Source organism: Austwickia sp. TVS 96-490-7B, assembly GCF_019331795.1.
In the GTDB taxonomy this organism is placed as follows: domain Bacteria; phylum Actinomycetota; class Actinomycetes; order Actinomycetales; family Dermatophilaceae; genus Austwickia.
Window position 1 is genome coordinate 424097 of record NZ_JAHPZL010000001.1, and the last position, 18242, is coordinate 442338.

Below are 18242 nucleotides of genomic sequence, written 5' to 3' on the forward strand. Positions count from 1 at the left end.
GGTAAGGCTTCCCATACTGACCGGTCACACCGAGGCTGGGGCCATGTTCACTCTTGAAGACACAAATCTGACCGATGACCTCGAATTCTTCCTCACCCACGGCGTTGACTTGTTCACCACGCCGCACACGGAGAATGCGGACCACGTCACCGCTCCAGAAGCTGACATCAACCTGCATCCGCACGACTACTTCATCGCTGGCGCCTGAATCACGCGCGGATCCTGATCGGCGTGGGAAGATCTAGGCAGCTGAGGAACGACTGCGGTATGCCCACCACAGACAGCTCAGGCCGCCGAGGATCGACATCCCCCCCAAGCCGGTCCCGACCAGAGTCAACACCACATCCCAGGTGCCTACCGGATGGCCTGCTCGGGTCTCCGTGCCCCCCTTGCACAGCACGGTGTAATCACCGGCCTGCGGTGCGGTGAACATCGACGACCCGTTCCACAACAGGTCTGATCCTTGCAAAATCACCGGTCCGGTCCGCACCACAGGGACCGTGGTCTTGTCCGGTCCGGTCACGATGCACTGAGAGGCCTCTCCAGAGCCCCGCTGCGAATACAGCATGCGTTCTTCACCAGCATTCAGGTGGATCGCTACCGGGGTGTTGCGGGGCAAGGTGTTGGCGGTGTCAATCGTCCCGGACGACATCGTGGCCAGATGTGTCGCGCCTGCCCCGGTCATCAGGGTGCCCAGCACCAGCAATGTCACGCTAATCATGCGCAGATGCCGCCACACATGCTGCGGCCCATGGAACAACGCCATATCCACATCCGCCAACTCACGGTCGGTGGGGTGGTAACCCGGCTCCTTCGGGACGGGAACCGCCCGATTGGCGGTCTTCGACCCGGTCATCTCTTCCACGTCTGCCGTGGGCAGGGCCGGTGACGGCATGGGGACAGCGTGCCCCTCCGGCGGCTCCTGTGACGTCATGACTCTCCTGCTCGTCCCGGTCCATCGCATCAACGCGATATGACACCACTCTATCGGCGGTGACCCTCTCCCAGCGCGTCGACCTCATCGAACGCCATCACGTCCCTAGCTGTCGCCTCACGACCAGGCCATCACGCTGACGAGCCCTCGATTTGAGTCACCGTGGTCTCGCCAAACACGGGCACCACATCCACACACACGATCGGTGCCCCAGGAGCCGCTGACAGCGAACCCGTCACCTGATGCTCTCCGAAGACCGCCAGTCCAGTCACCCGCAACTCCACGGTCGGGGGCACGAGGACCTTCACTGATGCAAAGAGTGATACTCCGACAATTCTGGTGAGATGCGCCGTAAAAGTCACATCTCTCAGGTCAAGAGTGACCTCACCAAACAAGGCACCCACGCGCAGCTTTGACGCGATAGTCCAGGGGCCCTGACGCGTCACCTCGCCAAAGAAAGCCAGAGCGGCACGCTGCCCCTGACTTCCTTGTGGTGTCACCGGTGGCGGCGTCGTCAACGAGCCGTCCTCACCGATGACCGGAATCTCAAAACGTGCCGACACCTCTTCGGGTCGATGCCGCCCAGACCTGTCCTGCGGTGGCCTCATCCCCCATTGCTGCCTCATATCACCACGCTAACGACGCGATTCATCACAGCACAAGTGATCCCGGAGAACGATCAACAACGTTCATGCGCAGTAGTCACAACGACCCGTCGCTGGCAACACCATGAAACATGACGGGCATACCTTGGGTGGAGCCTCTTCCTCACCTCGCGAACTGGTGGAATCAGTCTGTCGACGTACAGAACTCGTCGATGCGGCCCGCCCTTTGCTGGGACCTGACGATCCGACGCGCGAACGCGTCGCCCCGGCCCCTCGCGATGGCTTCGGCTCCGGAGTCACCCGCGCCTGCTGTGGATTCGTCGTCACCGGTGGCGGGAAACCCCACTCCAACGCCATGTCGAACACCTCAGGCATCCGCTGCATCAACGGACCCCGCGGCACCCGATACCGGCCCCGGTCCCCAGCACGCCAACTGTCCCGCACCATTCCCAGCCCCTGCGGCGCCCGGAAATGCTCCCACCGGCCACCCACCCCCAAAGTCACCGCAAAGAAATCGGTCCCCGTCCACAGGCACAACGCGCTGCGGCTACCTGACTCGCCCTCAGCCCACACCCCGACCGGCGCTTGGGCGCCGATCAACAACTCCAGCGCGCCCAGCGTTGGCTCCCCAAACCGCCCCACAACCCGTAAGGCCCGACCGCTGAGCACCTCCACCTCATAGCCCCGAGCCTGCGCCGCAGCGATTGCCGCTGCCAACCCCGGCGACGACATCTCAGCCGCCCGATCCCCTGGCGGCTGATCGATCGGAACGACCTCCTCGACTCGGGCCTCCTGCGACGACGGGACACGATCAGGAGAAGTCAGCGAGGGTTGTTCACTCATCCTTGAATTGTCCCCCAGCAGCCGTGGTGCCCACCACGCCGGGATCCGCACAACTGCTTGACTGACCTAGTGAACCGTCGCGCGCTCATGCTTTTCCTCACCCTCGGAGTGCTCTGGGGCATCCCCTACCTGCTGATCAAATACGCCATCGTCTCCTTCACCCCGGCCACCCTCGTCATGATCCGCACCACCGTCGGTGGGCTCATCCTGCTCCCCTTAGCCTTGCGCCAGAACGCCTTCCGGCCTCTGCGCCACCACCGTCGGGCCGTAGTCGCCTACACCATCGCCGAGATCGGCATCCCCTGGCTGGCCCTGACCCACGCCGAACACACCCTCAGCTCCGGACTGGCCGCCCTGCTCATCGCCGCAGTCCCCGTCGTCGGGGTCATCTTGTCCGCCGCCACCGGCCATCGAGAACACCTCGGGGTCACCGGGTCCCTCGGCCTAGCCATCGGACTCATCGGGGTCGCTCTCCTCGTCGGACGAGAAATTCAAGCCCCCACCGGCCCCGATGCCATCCCCGCGCTCGCCGAGATGGTCCTGGTTGTTCTTGGCTACGCCATCGGCCCGATGATCATCGCCCGCCACCTTCAGGACGTCCCTAGCTCTGGAGTGATCGTCACCAGCCTCCTTGGCCCCGCAGTGGTCCTCGCGCCTGTCGGCCTGGCCCAATGGCCTGACCATGTCGAGCCCAGCGCCTTAGTCGCTGTCCTCGTGCTGTCCGTGTTGTGCACCACGGTGGCCTTCCTGGCCTTATTTGCTCTGGTCGCTGAAGTGGGGTCGGTGCGGACCACTGTCGTCACCTACGTCAACCCTGCAGTCGCGGTGATTGCCGGTGCTGTCTTTCTGGCCGAACCGATCACCGGATGGACGATCGCTGGTTTTGTCTGCATCGTGGGCGGATCGATCCTGGTGCACCGTCGCGGACCCGTCACACCTGCCTGACAACACCCGGACATCGTGGTGCCACGGCCCGGCACCAAGGGGAGGGGACAGAGGTGCCGGGCCGTGGGCTGTGGGGGAGCTCAACTGAGCTCCATCCTTGAACGGGGCGGGAAACAAGGTAGGGGGATTCCCGCCCCGCTCAGGTCATTGCTGCGCAGAGCGTTCCTCGTGCGCTTCCAGGAGCCGGCGTTCCTCCGGCCCAACCATCGCCAACAACACGATCGACAAGACCGTGAAGCCGGTCAGCATCGCGTAGGTGACATCCCAGCCGAAAGTGGTGGCGACGTAGCCCACCCCGGTCGATGCCATCGTCGCGCCCAAGACATACCCGAACAGCCCGGTGAACCCGGCCGCCGTACCGGCGACATGACGGGCAGACATGTCCAAGGCCTGCAAACCGATCAACATGACCGGGCCGTAGACGAACGCGCCGATAAAGAACAGGTACACCATCAACAACCAGAACGGCGTCCCCACCGGGGCCAACCAGTACAGCACCACAAAGACGCCGACCCCCAGCATGAAGGTGATGCCGGTGCGGCTTCGATTGCCCCGGAACACGCGGTCAGAAACCCAGCCACACGCCAAAGTGCCGAAAATCCCCGCCAACTCGAACAGCGAGAACCCAGCGATGCCTTTGGTCACAGACACCTTGTGCACCTCGGAGAGGTACGTCGGTGCCCACGTGAGGATGCCGTACCGCAGTGTGTAGACGAACACATTGGCGAAGGCCAACAACACCATCGCCCGGTTGGACAAGATGTGCTTGCGCACCAACTGCCACGTGGTCAGTTGCTCCAACTCGCTGGTGTCTGCATCCACCTTTGCCGGGTCGTGGCGGTATTCCTCGATGGGGGGCAGCCCCATCGACTCAGGCGTGTCCCGGATCATCACAAACGCCACCGCAGCCACGACCAAGGCGATCAACGCCGGGAACCAAAACGCCGACTGCCACGCATTGCCTGACAGGCTCAACCCCGCCGCCGCAGCCGCGCCGACACCCATACCGCCCACGTTGTGCGCGCAGTTCCAGATGGACGTCTTCCAGCCACGTTCGTTGGTGGAGAACCAATGCACCAGCACTCGGCCACTAGGAGGCCACCCCATGCCCTGGAACCAGCCGTTGACGAACATCACCAATGCGAACGTCGCCAAACTGCCTGACGCCCACGGCACGAACGCGACAAACAGGTTGGCCACTGCCGACAAAGCCAGCCCGATCGGCAAGAAATACCGCGCATCGGACCGGTCAGAGACCATGGCCATGAAGAACTTGCTGAATCCGTAGGCAATCAACGCGGCGTTCGCGATGTACCCGATCCCGACCTTGTCGATATGGCCCTCATCCAGCAAGATCTTCGCGATCAGCGGGATGTTGTTCCGGATCAGATAAAACCCGGCGTAACCGAGGAAAATCCCGGTGAACACCTGAAGCCGCAGACGCGGGTAACGGCGATTCACCTCGTTCTGCGGCAGACGTGGCGCCGGTGGTGGAGCGGCCATCCAGCGCGAACGCCGTGGTGGCCGGACAGTGGTGGTCATGAAGTCACTTCCGAGGGAGGAGGGCAGATCCGTGCCAACGGGACTGCGCGGCTCCGTCGGCACCACCCATCGTCGGCGTCTGAGGACCCGCCGACATCACTGCCTGGTGACGACCGGTGACATTGTTGTTACCAGTGCGTCACTACTGCAATGATCACCGGCTACGTAATGGCAGCGGCAATAACCAGGACGTGCCGGTCAAAGCGATCTGCACATAGTCATCCACCCGGAGGCATGGACCATCCGCGGGGCTACTCACCAGCACTGATCCCCACTCAGTTTCCACAAGACAATCGAGATGATCGCCGAAATAACGCACCTGCTGCACGATCGCCACATCGTCGCGGATCTCCGGGCGCGGTCGACGTGGCGGCAATGGCGTTATCGACAACACATGCGGCCGCACCAACAACTCGCCCCGATGGGCGCCAGCTGGAGTATCTGGATGTGCCGGCACCTGATGGGTCCGACCGAAAATGCGCACCGTCGCCGTACGTCGAGCCCCTCCGACTCCGCAGCTACCCCGCCACGGCTGCGCCACCGACCCAGACACCTCCACCGGGACGACAGTGCACCGACCCACGAACTCCGCGACCCCACTATCTGCTGGCCGTTCATAGATGTCACGCGGGGCACCTACCTGACGCACCGCGCCGTCACGCAACACCACCAACAGGTCCGACGTGGACAGTGCCTCACCTAAATCGTGGGTCACATGCAAGACCGTCCCACCCAGTCGTTGCCGGGTCCTGGCGACCAACTCCAGCAATTGTCGACGTAACGGCCCCTCCAACCCCTGCAACGGCTCGTCCAGCAACAACACTGACGGCCGCAACACCCACGCACGCGCTAACGCGACCCGCCGGGCCTGCCCCCCAGAGATTTCCGCCGGGAACGCCTCCTCAATACCGGTCAACCCCATCTGCAACATGGCGACGTCGACCCGCTCCCGGCGTACCTCTACGGGGACATCCCGCAACGACAACCCATAGTCAACGTTCCCCCGAACCGTCAGATCAGGAAACAACGTGTCCCCTTGGAACACCATCGCGCTCGGACGCTCTGCCGCGGCCACCTCCGTCACGTCGACCCCGTCAACGAGGATTCGACCCTCTTGTGGACACTCCAAGCCCGCGACCAGACGCAGCAGTGACGTTTTGCCGGACCCGGACGGACCGACGATCGCTACCAGCGAGTTCTCGGGAATGTCCAGGTCCACGGCGTCCACCGCAGGTCGCGCCGAGTCCACCGGAGGACGACCGTACGACGGGTAATGCATCGTCACCGCGCTCAACTGCACCCGCCCGCTCACCGGTCAACCACCACCGCCGCAGTCTTGATCGTCAACGAGATACACGCCGCCACGAGGACCCCGGTGACCAGCGCCATCGCACAGGCATCGCTCAACCGACCGGCCTCCGCAGCCGTGATCATCTCCACCGGCAACAACGGTGTGCGTGGTGTCGCCAGCAACGCCGCCGGACCCAACGCCCCCAACGACCGAGCCAAGGTCACCGGGAGCTGAGCCGCCAACACCGGACGGACATGCGGAAACACCACTTCGCGGCGAACAGCACCCGCCCCAGCCCCTAAGGCATGGGCGCTACCCACCAGCGAGGTAGGCACCGTCGACGCCCGGTCAGCGATCGTGCCAGTCAGGCCCGGCAAGGACGACAACACCATCACCACCAGCAAGAAAAACCACGTCATGAGCTCGGACACCGGCAGCTCCCATGGAGAGATCTCCATCAATGGACCCGTCCACCGAGTCACCGCCACCCATGCACCCAGACCGCACACCAACGTCGGCATGGCCTGCCAGAAACCCATCGAGATCCGAGACTCGATGGTGTCCGCCACCATGCGTACCCCCCACCACCAGGCCAAAGACACCGTCACCATGGTGCTCACTAGTGCCGCAAGCACCGTGTCCGCCAACGCTGCGCTCTGCGAACCCGTCAACACCGCCATGACATGTCGGCCAGTCATCCCAAAGAGATCCCACCCCCCCAATGCCTCCACCAACACAATCAACACCGCCAACACATTGGCCGCCCCCACCCCCAGATGAAGAGCCACCGTCAGCCACCCCCAGCCGCGGGGAGGCCGCCGGGACTCCGCACAGCGACGCCCGTGGCGATTTTGTCGAAGTGCTCCGACAGCACGGCGGGTCTGGGCAGAGTTCGTTTTCGACGACAGTGCCGGGGCGCGCGACGACCCCGGGGAGGGCTGGGGCAGTGGAGTGCCGGGGTGGTGGGGCGGTCAGTTCCCGGCGGCTAGGTGTCCTGTTTTCATCGACAGGGCGTTTTCGGCTTCTCGGCGTACGACGTCCATGGGCGCTCCGGTGGATGCCGTGATGACCGCAGCGAACAGACCTTCGACCAGTGGCGCGGGGGTCACCACTGTGCGTGCAGCGAGGTCTGGCTCGATCATCTCGAGCGCCATCTCGGTGGAGAGGAGCGCTGATCCGAGGTCGACGAAGACCAGGACACCGTCAGGGGAGTCGACGTGAGCGATGGCTTCGGCGACGGCGGTCGCGTCGGTGCCGAGGGTGTCCTCGTCGACGCCGGCAGCGACAGCGATGGCGGGCGCTCCGTCGGTGGGCACCATCTGCGCGGCGAGCGCGACGGCGGCGCGGGCGAGGGGTCGACTGTGGGAGACCACGACGATGCCGATCATGCGGGTGTTCCGATGGTGTCGGCGGCGGCGCGGATCAGGAGTGCCGCTGAGGTAGCGCCGGGGTCTTGGTGTCCGACGCTGCGTTCGCCGAGGTAGCTGGCTCGGCCTTTGCGGGCGGTGAGCGGGATGGTGTGGTCTCGGCCAGCGTCGGCGGCGTCGGCGGCAGCACTGAGGGCGGCGGTGAGGCCGTCGGCGTGGTGGGCGTCGTAGGCGGTCAGCGCTGGGGTGAGGGCGTCGATCATGGTTTTGTCACCGGTGTCGGCTTTGCCTCGGGCGATGACGCCATCGACTCCGGCGCGGAGGGCGCGGCCGAATTCTTCGGTGCCGTCGGTGTGGTCACCGGCGAGGGCTGCGGCGAACCGCATGAGGAAGGTGCCATAGAGCGGCCCGCTGGCTCCGCCGACGGTGCTGACCAGGGTCATGCCAGCTTTTTTGAGGTAGTCGGCGGCCTGGGTGAAGGTGGCGGGGTCGAGGGCGTCGACGGCGCTCATGCCACGGTCCATGTTGGATCCGTGGTCGGCGTCTCCGATGAGTCGGTCCAGATCGGTGAGCTGGTCGGCGTGGGTGTGGACAGCGGCGGCGAAGGCGTGCATCCAGGCGGCTGCCTGAGTGACGGTCATGGTGGTGGTCATCAGCATCCCCACCGTAGTCCGGGGGTGTTCACTGGGGCGTCCCAGAGGCGGATCAGGTCGTCATCGGCGCGGAGGACGGTGACGGAGCACCCAGCCATGTCGAGGCTGGTGATGTAGTTGCCGACGAGGTTGCGGGCGATGCGTATGCCGTGGCCGGTGAGGATGCGGGCGACTTCGGCGTACATGATGTAGAGCTCAAGCAGGGGGGTGCCGCCCATGCCGTTGAGCATGACAATGGTGGGGCCGTCGATAGGGCCGAGGTCGGCGAGGATCGGTTCGACGAGCATGTCGGCGACGTCGCGGGCGGGTGCGAGGGGGAGCCTGCGGCGTCCAGGTTCGCCGTGGATGCCGATGCCGAGTTCCATCTCGTCGTCGCCGAGGTCGAAGGTGGGGCGGCCGACGGCGGGCACGGTGCAGGAGGTGAGAGCCATGCCCATGGATCGTCCCTGCTCATTGACGACGCGGGCGAGGTCGGCGCAGGTGTCCAGGTCGCAGCCTGCTTCGGCGGCTGCGCCGACAATTTTTTCCAGGAGGACAGTGACGCCCACTCCGCGTCGACCGGCGGTGTAGAGCGAGTCTTGTACGGCGACGTCGTCATCGGTGACCACGGACACCACCCGGCAGCCGTGTTCGGCTTCAGCCATTTCGGCGGCCATGTCGAAGTTCATGACGTCGCCGGTGTAGTTCTTCACGATGTGCAGGACTCCAGCGCCGCCGTCGACGCCGTGGGTTGCTGCCATCAGTTGGTCGGGCACTGGAGAGGTGAAAACTTCTCCAGCGCAGGCAGCGTCGAGCATTCCTAAGCCGACGTATCCGCCGTGCAACGGTTCGTGACCGCTGCCGCCTCCGGAGAGGAGACCGACTTTGCCCCGGCGGGGTGCGGTCTTGCGGAAGACAATACGGTTGTCGTGGTCGACGCGGAGGCGGTCGCCGTGGGCCAGTTCGATGCCCCGCAGTGCGTCGGCGACGACGGAGCCGTCGTCGTTGATCAGCTTCTTCATGGGTGCTATCCCATCATTTGCCCTGGTCGTGGCGGAAGAGCTTCGGATCGCACATTCGGTCAGGGCTGGTCACTGATGTGCACGACCGTTCATCCGTGGGTCGTGGGGAGCTGCACGAAAGCTTCGACGTCTTTCTCTGCACCGGCGATCAGTAGTTCGTCACCGCGTTGAATGATGGTGTCGTGTTCGGCGTACGTGTAGGCCGTGTCGGGGCATTTGACGCCGACCACCGTGATGCGGTGTTTGGAACGCACCCGGGATTTTCCCAAGGGCACATCCCAGGTGAACGACGGCGCGGCGATCCGAGCCAGCGCGTAGCCGTCAAATTCAATGTAGTCCTGGACCGACGTGGCGATCATGTGGGCGACCTTCTCCCCCATGTCTCGTTCCGGATAGACCACATGGTGTGCGCCGACACGTTCCAGGATCGCACCGTGTTTGATGCTGATGGCTTTCGCCCAAATCTCCTTCACGCCCAGTTCTGAGAGAGCCAGCACCGTCAGGACGCTGGCTTCAATGTCTGACCCGATGGCGACGACAGCACGTTCGAAGTCCATCACCCCGAGTTGCCGCAACGCTTCTTCATTGGTCGAGTCAGCTTGGACGACATGCGTCAACGCTGATGACCACCGTTGCACCAGTTCGGGGTTCTCGTCGAGAGCGAGGACTTCCCGGTCCATGTCGACCAGCGACAAAGCCACCGCGCATCCAAATCGCCCCAACCCCACGACCAGCACATTCTGTGGCACCGTGGTGCTCCGTGATTTACCCAACAATGGGACGCTCCTGAGGGTAGTGGTAGTGACGTTGCCGGCTGCGCAGCGCCAACGCTGAGGCGAGGGTGATGGTGCCGACTCGCCCGGTGAACATCAACACCATGATGACGATTTGGGCCGGGACGTCCAGGCGTGGAGTGATCCCAGTGGACAAGCCCACCGTGGCAAAAGCGGACACCGTTTCGAAGGTCACCGCGTCCAACGGCATTCCCGTGATGACAACCATTGCGATCGTTCCGGCAGTGACCGCCCCGACTCCCAGGAGCGCCACCGTCACCGCCTGTCGTTGGGCCGCCGGACCGATCCGACGGCGTCCGACCACGACATCTTGGTCGCCGCGCGCTTCGGCGAGGATCAGGAATCCCAGCAGGAAAAACGTAGTGACTTTGATCCCACCGGCGGTGCCCGCGCTACCACCACCGACAAACATCAGCACCAGGGTGATGACGAGGGTGGCGCCCGTGATGGCGCCGTAATCGATGGTGTTGAAACCAGCGGTGCGAGCCACCACTGACGCCGTCCCCGCGGCGATCATCTTCTCCCACAGTGACAACGAACCCATGGTGCGGGGGTTGGTCCATTCAAAGATCAAATACGACAGCATTCCCAGGGTGAGCAACAACACGGTGCCACCGACGGTGATGCGGGTATGCACGCTCCATTGGCGAGGGCGCCGCCATCGCTGGACGAGTTCGAAATACACCGGATAGCCGATGCCTCCAGCGATGATCGCCATGCAAATCGGGACACAAATGAACGGATCACCGACAAATCGGGTCAGGTTGTCGCTGTATAACGCGAACCCGGCGTTGTTGAACGCCGATACCGCATGAAACACCCCATGCCAGGCCGCTTCACCCCAGGAATCGTGGTAGCTGCTGCGGAAGCGCAGCGTTAACAGCACCGCAATGATCGCTTCTGCGGCGAACATCCGCACCGCGATCCGACGGATCAACCCAGTGACGCTGCCACCGGTCTCAAAAGCGCGAGATTCTGCCCGCACCACCAGCTGATCTGACACTCCCATACGCCCTCTGACCAGCAAGGAAAGCAAAGTTGCCAGCGTCATGATGCCGAATCCACCGACCTGGATCAGCGCAAGAATCACGACCTGCCCGAACGGCGTCCAGTACGTCGCAGTGTCCACGGTCGCTAATCCGGTCACACACACCGCAGAGACCGCAGTAAACGCCGCAGCCATCGCATCGACCTCGCCATTGGCATGGCTCAGTGGCAACAGCAGCAACAACGTCCCCACCGTGATAGCCGCCACAAACGACAATGGCACCAGACGGACCGGCCGGGTCAGGGCGCGCACCCATCGACGGTTGGCGTCGTACCGCCAGGTGGTGGCCGGTGCGTCGTTGCGCCTCACACGTTCTCCTCTGCCCGAGGTGGTCCAGTACGACGGGCACCGTGCGGCGACGTACCCGCCCGTCGGGACCATTGTCCCGTGGCGGCGGCAGCGTTACGGCGCACCGCTCCGAGCATCTGGCCTCCCGGTGACTGACACACCGTCCGGGACGCTTGTACCACCAACCTGGTGACCTGCACATATCGCGATGTATCTCTGGTCAGGGCGGCTGTCCCGCGCGAAGATGAGATGGTCATCTTTGCTCATCACGGCTCAACGAGGAGCTGCCATGCGCGTCACACCCCGACGTCCGTTCGTCGTGTCGTTGTCAGTGTTAACAGTTGTCGCATCCCTCTTCGGCGCCGCCGACCAAGCTCGAGCTGACACCGGTCCCAGCCTGAAGGTGGCCTGGCAGGCACCGGAGACGGTACACGAATATATTGCAGAAGGTGATTACGTCATCGCCGAAATCACCAATACCAGCGACGATAAATTGACTATCGCCACGGTAAAGATCGATGACGCCACCCTCAACAGAGATACTGAAATTTCCTCATGCCAACAGCCCCTCCTGCCTGGCGAGACCTGCTACTTCAGATCTGCTTATAGCCTCGACGGCGTCGACTACCCCAAAAACTGGGACGCCACGATGACCGTCACCGCTCGTACCGAACAAGGCATCAGCGTCACCGGCACCGACACCCACCACATCACCGCCGTCGATGACCTGCCAGAGAATCCGAATTTCATCATTCCGTTCTATCCTGGAGTTATCACTGCCGGAAAACCGCTGACTTATTGTCTGATTTGGAAGTTCACCCGTGTCACCCGAGAACCGACCACCATCGTCTCGATCCGCAGTGACCTGTTGGGCGACATGCGCGACCCGCACAACCCAAACATCGCCACTCATGAAACTGATGCTCCCAGTGACTCACCCGGCTATGGCTGTGGGGAAAGTTGGACGTCAACACTGATCCCCGCACCTGCTGGCGGCTATCAGGACATCGTCCATATCACCGTCACTGACGACGAAGGCAACCACGCCACCGACGACATTCGCGTCACCTGGACCGGCCCGCAAACTCCCAACCCCCAGATGAAGGTCACTCTCAGCTCACCACGCCCCACCCTCCCCGAAACCGGCGACCGGCCCACTGTGACCATGTCGCTACGCAATACCGGCAATGTGCCGCTCCAGGTCAGCACGGTCACTGCGACTGGTGGACGTGACCTGCTCGCCGAAGCCGCCGCAGGTCAGGCCGGAGTCACCTGTACGGTGAAACGAGAGGTCGCCCCGAACGACGTCTTCACCTGCCGATACACCTCTAGTTCCCTGCTCACTGGAACACCTGGCAGCACCACCGAGCATGCTGTCGATGTCACTGCGTCGTACCAACTCAACGACCCCTGGCCGGTCGGCCTCACTGCGCACGCGGCGACTACTTTCACTTTCACCCCGGTCCCGCCGGGGGCGCGACTCACCTTGCAGGGACCCAGCCAGGGACGAGCAGGCGGCACAGCCACCCTGAAACTCATCCTTAATCGCACCACCGCCAAACCCATCACCCTCACCGGCATCGGGCTGACCTCTGGGCAAACCCCGCTGAGCACTACCTGCCGCACCGGCGCTGTCCTGTCCGGATCCGCTGGCTACAGCTGCACCATGACCGTGCGGCTCGACGGTAAGCCCGGCGACATCCTCCGACACGGCGCCTGGGCGACAGTCACCGACGGAGCAAAAACCTCCATGACCAGTGCCGACTCGATAGAGACGACGTTGTCCTGACCCACACCAGTCACCACCACCCGAGATGACATCGTGCCGGTGTCGGCTGCATCACCTGGCCGGCACCGGCACGATGCATACCAGATCCCACCGGACCGCCAGTGACCAGGACTGCGCAGAACGCTGGACCACCACGGCCTTCCTCACCCCGAAACTCACCTACTGGGACACCGTCCGAGTGACCATCGTCGACGACGAAGGCCACCGAGTCACGCGGTCCTTCCCGTTGGCGTGGTCCGGGCCATTGACCCCACGTCCTGCCATGACGCACGCTGACCTCACCGCAGCAGACCATCGAAGAAACCGGAGGATCCCCGCACATCACCGTCACCGTCAGCAACAGCTCCGTCGTACCCGCCACTATCGCGCAGATCACCACCCAAGACGGGCGAAACCTCCTCGCGGAAAGCACCCGTCCCAGCACCGGAACCCGCTGCTCAGGGCTGCCCCTCATCTTCTTAGGCGGCACAGTCACCTGCACGTATCACGCATCACCACGGACAGGACAAGCTGGCTCCACCTCCGTAGAGATCGTCACCACCCACGCCACCTGGCTCTCTCCGCTGGCGACGCGTCATGACATCTGGAGCAGCGCCTCACAGACCTTCACTTTCACTGACGTCCAGCCGTCGATGACGACCGTCATCACCGCAGCCGACTCCACCGAGATCACTCTGCGTTGAAAAACATCCCACTGTCTGCGCCCGGTGATGGATCGGGCGCAGACAGCTGTGTGGGATGGTTCAGCGACTCCGGTCAGAGACGACGTACGCCGCCCCAGCGGTGAGAGCTGACACCACCGCCACCGAAGGCCAGGCCCCGATGTGCTTCGCCAACGGATGCGATCCGACAAACGCGGCCACATATACCGACGACAGCAACGCCGTCTGCGTCGCCCCGCCCCGTGCCCACCAGGTGCGGCCGGCGTACACCCCAGCTGCCGCCAGCACAGCCCCACCCAACGGTCGAATCCCTGTCTGGCTGGCCACCAAAAATCCCCCGGCGAGACCCAGCACGGTCAACGGGGCCGTCATCACTGATGTCGCATCTTTCAGGTCCATGCCCTCGACCCTAGACGGTGGGACGTCAGCTGCGCCTGACAGCCATGGTGGACATCTCAACGAGGGTGATTCACAAAACTCAGGAGGGCAGCGCCCACCCCTTCTCATGCAGATACGACTCCACGGTTTGCCCTCCAGGAAGTGTGACAAACCGACACGCTAACGACACCACATCTGGACCTGACACGGTGATCATGATCGCTATAAATGCCACAATAGGTTCAAAAAAGAACACCGACAGCGCCACCGCAGCCATCAACAATAGTGTCTGCAAGAACGACATCGCCATAATCCGGGCAGATGCCATGTCGTGACGTACGGCGAGCGGTAAAACGGCGTAAAGAATCGCGCAAGCCACAACCACTATCCCCAGCACCAGGATGTCCTTTCTTGGAGATCCACATGTCACGCTCAGCATGCCACGGCCGACATCCGCAATCCCCGAGATGACACCCACCTATCGGATGGGTCAGGGACCTAGTCCCACGGCGGCATCTACGCGGCCGATGACCAGCCCTGAGGGACTATGCCGAAACAGTCCGTTGACCAGCTCGGAAGGCCATGTTTAAGCCTGAACGTCAGGTCTAGCGTGGCAAGAGCGCACCATGCGCCGACCAGCCCCCGCCGGAGGATAGACATGACCACCACCAACGTCGCCACGGACGTCCGGATCGAAGAAGACCTACTCGGCACCAAAGAGGTCCCGGCGGAGGCCTACTACGGCGTCCACACCGTCCGCGCGGTGGAGAACTTCCCGATCAGTGGCATCACCATCAGTGATGTGCCAGCTTTCGTGCGCGGCATGGTCCAAGTGAAAAAAGCCACCGCACTGGCCAACGCCGAGCTGGGCGCGCTCGACCCGCACATCGCCGAGCAGATCGTCGCCGCCTGCGATGAGATCCTCCAAGACGGGCGCTGCCTCGACCAGTTCCCCGTGGATGTCTTCCAAGGAGGCGCGGGCACCAGCGTCAACATGAACACCAACGAGGTCGTCGCGAACCTCGCCTTGGAACGGATGGGACTGCCTAAAGGCAGGTACGACGTCATCAACCCGAACGACCACGTCAACCGCAGCCAGTCCACCAATGACGCCTACCCGTGCGGCTTTCGGATCGGTCTCTACAACGCCATCGGTGACCTCCGGCGCGCGGTCGACGAACTCAGCGAAGCGCTCAGCGACAAAGGGATCGAATTCTCCCGAGTGTTGAAAATGGGGCGCACCCAACTCCAAGACGCCGTACCCATGTCGCTGGGCCAAGAGTTCCACGCGTTTGCAGTGACCATGCAAGAAGAACTGATCCGACTCGACCAGGCCTCCTCCATGCTGTTGGAAGTCAACCTCGGCGCCACCGCCATCGGCACCGGCCTGAACACCCCCGACGGATACGCCGAGCTAGCTGTCGCCACACTCGCCGAGGTCACCGGATACCCCTGCGTCCCCGCCGCCAACCTCATCGAAGCCACCAGCGACTGCGGTGACTATGTCTCCGTCAGCGCCGCTTTAAAACGCATCGCCGTCAAGCTCGGCAAAGTCTGCAACGACCTGCGGTTGCTGTCCTCGGGCCCACGCGCCGGACTGAACGAAATCAACCTGCCCGAACAGCAGGCCGGGAGCTCGATCATGCCCGCGAAGGTCAACCCAGTGGTCCCCGAGGTCGTCAACCAGGTGTGTTTCAAAGTCATCGGCAACGACCTGACCGTCACTCTCGCTGCGGACGCTGGACAGCTGCAACTGAACGTGATGGAACCAGTCATCGGACAGGCCCTGTTTGAGTCCGTGTCACTGCTCACCAACGCCTGCGACACCCTGCGCGAGCGCTGCGTCACCGGAATCACCGCCAATGAGCAGGTATGTCGTGATTACGCGCTGAACTCCATCGGCATCGTCACCTACCTCAACGACATCATCGGACACCACGCTGGCGACCTCATCGGCAAGGAATGCGCTCGCAGCGGACGGTCAGTGCGAGAGGTCGCCCTGGAGATGGGTGTCATCGACGAAGCCCGACTCGATGCGATCCTGTCGGTCGACAACTTCCTCGGACCGCAGTGCGGCGCGGACGCGCTGCGCCCGGATCCCCAAGCGGCCCGCTGAGGAACTCACCGTGACAGACAGAGGAGAACAATGGTCTGGCTCCACTTGGCCGTCGTCTTGGCGGCCATCATCCTCGGCGCCCGTTTAGGCGGTATCGCCATTGGCTTTGCCGGTGGCATCGGCGTCGTCGGGCTGTCCTTGCTCGGCGCAAAACCCACCACCGCTGGCATGCCACTCGACGTGATTTCGATCATCATGGCGGTGATCTGCGCGATCGCTGCGATGCAGGTCGCTGGCGGCATGGATTATCTCGTCGATCTGGTCGACAAGGTGTTACGTCGTAACCCCCAGCATTTGATGTTCTTAGCGCCAGTCATGACGTATCTGATGACGTTGATGGCCGGGACAGGGCACACCGCGTTTTCAGCGATGCCTGTCATCACTGAGGTTGCGAAGGAAAACAACATCCGACCGGCACGACCGTTGTCGATCGCCGTGGTGTCCTCACAGATCGCCATCACTGCCTCGCCAATCTCAGCGGCGGTGGTGTTTTTGTCCAGCACACTGGAAAACAAGGGCGTGGACTATCTGCAGATCCTGGCAGTGTGCATCCCCTCGACCTTCCTGGCCTGTTTGATCACGGCAGCGTTGATGCTGCTGTGGGACAAACGCAACCCGCGCAGCGCCCTGGAATTCGACCCGGAGTATCAGCGCCGCCGAGACGCGGGGCTGCTCGACACGACGTCACACGCCGGCCGGGAACTGAAAGCTGGCGCGAAACGGTCCGTGTTGATCTTCTTGGCCGGACTGGTCACGGTGATGCTCTATGCCACGGCGATCAGCGACAAGGTCAAACTGATCGACCCGAAGACCGCCCCCATGCCCCGGGACGCCGCGATCATCTCGATCATGTTGACCGTCGCGACGATCATCGTGCTGTCCTGCAAAGTCCAGCCCGCAGAAGTGTTGAACGCGTCAACGTTCAAGTCGGGGATGAGCGCATCCATCTGTGTCCTCGGCGTCGCCTGGTTGGGGACGACCTTCGTCAAAGCCCACGAAAAAGACATCATGACGTTGGCCGGTGACCTGCTCAAAGACCACGCCTGGCTACTGGCCGTCATCCTGTTCTTCGCAGCATCGCTGCTCTACAGCCAGGCAGCGACAGCAAAAGCCATCATGCCCACCGCGATTGCGTTGGGGGTGTCTAATGTCGCAGTCGTCGCTTCATTTGCGGCTGTGTCAGCGTTGTTCGTGCTGCCGACGTACCCGACGTTGTTGGCAGCGGTAGAAATGGACGACACCGGCTCCACTCGGATCGGTAAAGCCGTGTTCAACCATCCGTTCCTCGTCCCAGGGGTGCTCGCGATTGGGTTCTCGGTCGCGTTGGGGTTCCTGTTCGGGGGGTTGATCATCCACTGATCTTTCAGACATGCACGGTCGTCGGCGACGGTTGAGACCGCAGATGACCTGTGCATACCAATCTGGGTGCGGGGTGAGGCCCACGCCAAGATTGGGTCTCGCCGCATCGGGTAGCGGCATCTGATCGGGCCGACGTTGTGAGGCGACGTCGGCCCGATGGCTACCCGCACGGTCGTCGTACCCCCTGGTCCTGAGACGTGCTTCTTCTTGCCTCCCGCCGACCCCGCCCACGGGCGACTCTCCCCGCACCACGCCCCGCCCACGGGCGCAACACCTCACCCGCCATCCCGCCCACGGGCGACTTCCCGGCACAAAACCCCAGGACCACTCCCACCAAACCCGCCCACGGGCGCAACACCTCACCCGCCATCCCGCCCACGGGCGACATTAGAGGAAAGTCGCCCTGGAATCACCGGCCATATTCGCCCCATCAGCCCCAGCCAGGAGGCTACGGTGGCACCTGTCAAGAGGGACGTGGGGACCGTCCGGGGCGGGCTGGGCATGGGGGTTACGTGTCGCGTTGGTCGCCGTACGGCGTCCGCCGCGATCCTCGCCTTCGCTGCACACGACGGGGTGTTGTCATGGCTGCACATTTCAATCCGGCACCTGGATGGTCGCGCCCTCCTT

Annotated in this window: 20 protein-coding genes; 5 read left to right on the plus strand and 15 right to left on the minus strand. The window is 63.2% G+C overall.

Going from position 1 to position 18242, the window contains the following annotated elements:
* The first annotated feature begins 43 nt into the window (after positions 1–43).
* Entirely contained in the window at positions 44–208 is a 165-nt protein-coding gene (locus KEM60_RS01940; protein WP_219105795.1) for a hypothetical protein, read from the plus strand.
* Positions 209–241: 33 nt separating this feature from the next.
* On the opposite strand, the gene KEM60_RS01945 is transcribed toward KEM60_RS01940, so the two are convergent.
* The 3 genes from KEM60_RS01945 to KEM60_RS01955 all read right to left on the minus strand — a co-directional run bounded on the left by KEM60_RS01945 (position 242) and on the right by KEM60_RS01955 (position 2382).
* On the minus strand, positions 242–934 hold the full coding sequence (locus KEM60_RS01945; RefSeq protein ID WP_219105796.1) for a hypothetical protein: 693 nt from the start codon (positions 932–934) through the stop codon (positions 242–244).
* Positions 935–1065: 131 nt separating this feature from the next.
* Entirely contained in the window at positions 1066–1542 is a 477-nt protein-coding gene (locus KEM60_RS01950) for a LiaF domain-containing protein (RefSeq protein WP_219105797.1), read from the minus strand.
* Between the two features lie 81 nt (positions 1543–1623).
* Entirely contained in the window at positions 1624–2382 is a 759-nt protein-coding gene (locus KEM60_RS01955; RefSeq protein WP_219105798.1) for a hypothetical protein, read from the minus strand.
* Positions 2383–2451: 69 nt separating this feature from the next.
* Here KEM60_RS01955 and KEM60_RS01960 point away from each other — a divergent pair, with 69 nt between their 5' ends.
* Positions 2452–3327, plus strand: a complete 876-nt coding sequence (locus KEM60_RS01960; RefSeq protein WP_219105799.1) for a DMT family transporter — start codon at positions 2452–2454, stop codon at positions 3325–3327.
* 144 nt (positions 3328–3471) lie between these two features.
* On the opposite strand, the gene KEM60_RS01965 is transcribed toward KEM60_RS01960, so the two are convergent.
* The 9 genes from KEM60_RS01965 to KEM60_RS02005 all read right to left on the minus strand — a co-directional run bounded on the left by KEM60_RS01965 (position 3472) and on the right by KEM60_RS02005 (position 11568).
* Positions 3472–4869, minus strand: coding sequence for an MFS transporter (locus KEM60_RS01965; RefSeq protein ID WP_219105800.1), 1398 nt, complete (start codon positions 4867–4869; stop codon positions 3472–3474).
* Positions 4870–5023: 154 nt separating this feature from the next.
* Entirely contained in the window at positions 5024–6181 is a 1158-nt protein-coding gene (locus KEM60_RS01970) for an ABC transporter ATP-binding protein (RefSeq protein ID WP_219105801.1), read from the minus strand.
* A complete protein-coding gene (locus tag KEM60_RS01975; protein ID WP_219105802.1) occupies positions 6178–6948 on the minus strand; it encodes an ABC transporter permease subunit in 771 nt (256 codons plus the stop codon). Before KEM60_RS01975 ends, KEM60_RS01970 begins: the two co-directional genes overlap by 4 nt.
* A 183-nt stretch (positions 6949–7131) precedes the next feature.
* A complete protein-coding gene (dhaM, locus tag KEM60_RS01980) occupies positions 7132–7548 on the minus strand; it encodes a dihydroxyacetone kinase phosphoryl donor subunit DhaM (RefSeq protein ID WP_219105803.1) in 417 nt (138 codons plus the stop codon).
* Positions 7545–8180 (minus strand): dihydroxyacetone kinase subunit DhaL, encoded by a 636-nt coding sequence (dhaL, locus tag KEM60_RS01985; RefSeq protein WP_219105804.1) that lies wholly within the window; start codon positions 8178–8180, stop codon positions 7545–7547. The genes dhaM and dhaL overlap by 4 nt, the downstream gene beginning before the upstream one ends.
* Positions 8180–9181 (minus strand): dihydroxyacetone kinase subunit DhaK, encoded by a 1002-nt coding sequence (gene dhaK, locus KEM60_RS01990; RefSeq protein ID WP_219105805.1) that lies wholly within the window; start codon positions 9179–9181, stop codon positions 8180–8182. Before dhaK ends, dhaL begins: the two co-directional genes overlap by 1 nt.
* Positions 9182–9270: 89 nt before the next feature.
* Positions 9271–9930, minus strand: a complete 660-nt coding sequence (locus KEM60_RS01995; protein WP_255574131.1) for a TrkA family potassium uptake protein — start codon at positions 9928–9930, stop codon at positions 9271–9273.
* 16 nt (positions 9931–9946) lie between these two features.
* Positions 9947–11332 carry a TrkH family potassium uptake protein gene (locus tag KEM60_RS02000; protein ID WP_255574132.1) on the minus strand — a complete coding sequence of 462 codons (1386 nt, stop codon included), beginning with the start codon at positions 11330–11332 and terminating at the stop codon, positions 9947–9949.
* A complete protein-coding gene (locus KEM60_RS02005) occupies positions 11329–11568 on the minus strand; it encodes a hypothetical protein (protein ID WP_219105898.1) in 240 nt (79 codons plus the stop codon). The genes KEM60_RS02000 and KEM60_RS02005 overlap by 4 nt, the downstream gene beginning before the upstream one ends.
* 32 nt (positions 11569–11600) lie before the next feature.
* Between KEM60_RS02005 and KEM60_RS02010 the strand changes: the two genes are divergently transcribed.
* Positions 11601–13100, plus strand: a complete 1500-nt coding sequence (locus KEM60_RS02010; RefSeq protein WP_219105808.1) for a hypothetical protein — start codon at positions 11601–11603, stop codon at positions 13098–13100.
* A 10-nt stretch (positions 13101–13110) separates the two neighbouring features.
* Here KEM60_RS02010 and KEM60_RS02015 read toward each other — a convergent pair whose 3' ends face one another.
* From KEM60_RS02015 to KEM60_RS02025, 3 genes are all read right to left on the minus strand, one after another.
* Positions 13111–13554, minus strand: a complete 444-nt coding sequence (locus KEM60_RS02015) for a hypothetical protein (RefSeq protein ID WP_219105809.1) — start codon at positions 13552–13554, stop codon at positions 13111–13113.
* Between the two features lie 289 nt (positions 13555–13843).
* The gene (locus tag KEM60_RS02020) at positions 13844–14161 is read right to left on the minus strand and encodes a hypothetical protein (RefSeq protein ID WP_219105810.1); all 318 of its coding nucleotides are present in this window, start codon (positions 14159–14161) and stop codon (positions 13844–13846) included.
* A gap of 79 nt (positions 14162–14240) precedes the next feature.
* Complete coding sequence (locus KEM60_RS02025; protein ID WP_219105811.1) at positions 14241–14537, minus strand: hypothetical protein; 297 nt, start codon at positions 14535–14537, stop codon at positions 14241–14243.
* Between the two features lie 261 nt (positions 14538–14798).
* Between KEM60_RS02025 and aspA the strand changes: the two genes are divergently transcribed.
* The gene (gene aspA, locus KEM60_RS02030) at positions 14799–16256 is read left to right on the plus strand and encodes an aspartate ammonia-lyase (RefSeq protein ID WP_219105812.1); all 1458 of its coding nucleotides are present in this window, start codon (positions 14799–14801) and stop codon (positions 16254–16256) included.
* 30 nt (positions 16257–16286) lie between these two features.
* The gene (locus KEM60_RS02035) at positions 16287–17615 is read left to right on the plus strand and encodes an anaerobic C4-dicarboxylate transporter (RefSeq protein WP_219105813.1); all 1329 of its coding nucleotides are present in this window, start codon (positions 16287–16289) and stop codon (positions 17613–17615) included.
* Positions 17616–18242 lie beyond the last annotated feature (627 nt).

Excerpts from the sequence above, each read along its gene's own strand:
- KEM60_RS01940 (WP_219105795.1), top strand. The coding sequence starts at position 44 with ATGTTCACTCTTGAAGACACAAATCTGACCGATGACCTCGAATTCTTC.
- KEM60_RS01945 (WP_219105796.1), bottom strand. The coding sequence starts at position 934 with ATGACGTCACAGGAGCCGCCGGAGGGGCACGCTGTCCCCATGCCGTCA.
- KEM60_RS01950 (WP_219105797.1), bottom strand. The coding sequence starts at position 1,542 with ATGAGGCCACCGCAGGACAGGTCTGGGCGGCATCGACCCGAAGAGGTG.
- KEM60_RS01955 (WP_219105798.1), bottom strand. The coding sequence starts at position 2,382 with ATGAGTGAACAACCCTCGCTGACTTCTCCTGATCGTGTCCCGTCGTCG.
- KEM60_RS01965 (WP_219105800.1), bottom strand. The coding sequence starts at position 4,869 with ATGACCACCACTGTCCGGCCACCACGGCGTTCGCGCTGGATGGCCGCT.
- dhaM (WP_219105803.1), bottom strand. The coding sequence starts at position 7,548 with ATGATCGGCATCGTCGTGGTCTCCCACAGTCGACCCCTCGCCCGCGCC.
- dhaL (WP_219105804.1), bottom strand. The coding sequence starts at position 8,180 with ATGACCACCACCATGACCGTCACTCAGGCAGCCGCCTGGATGCACGCC.
- dhaK (WP_219105805.1), bottom strand. The coding sequence starts at position 9,181 with ATGAAGAAGCTGATCAACGACGACGGCTCCGTCGTCGCCGACGCACTG.
- KEM60_RS02005 (WP_219105898.1), bottom strand. The coding sequence starts at position 11,568 with ATGACCATCTCATCTTCGCGCGGGACAGCCGCCCTGACCAGAGATACA.
- KEM60_RS02010 (WP_219105808.1), top strand. The coding sequence starts at position 11,601 with ATGCGCGTCACACCCCGACGTCCGTTCGTCGTGTCGTTGTCAGTGTTA.
- KEM60_RS02015 (WP_219105809.1), bottom strand. The coding sequence starts at position 13,554 with ATGAGGGGCAGCCCTGAGCAGCGGGTTCCGGTGCTGGGACGGGTGCTT.
- KEM60_RS02020 (WP_219105810.1), bottom strand. The coding sequence starts at position 14,161 with ATGGACCTGAAAGATGCGACATCAGTGATGACGGCCCCGTTGACCGTG.
- aspA (WP_219105812.1), top strand. The coding sequence starts at position 14,799 with ATGACCACCACCAACGTCGCCACGGACGTCCGGATCGAAGAAGACCTA.
- KEM60_RS02035 (WP_219105813.1), top strand. The coding sequence starts at position 16,287 with ATGGTCTGGCTCCACTTGGCCGTCGTCTTGGCGGCCATCATCCTCGGC.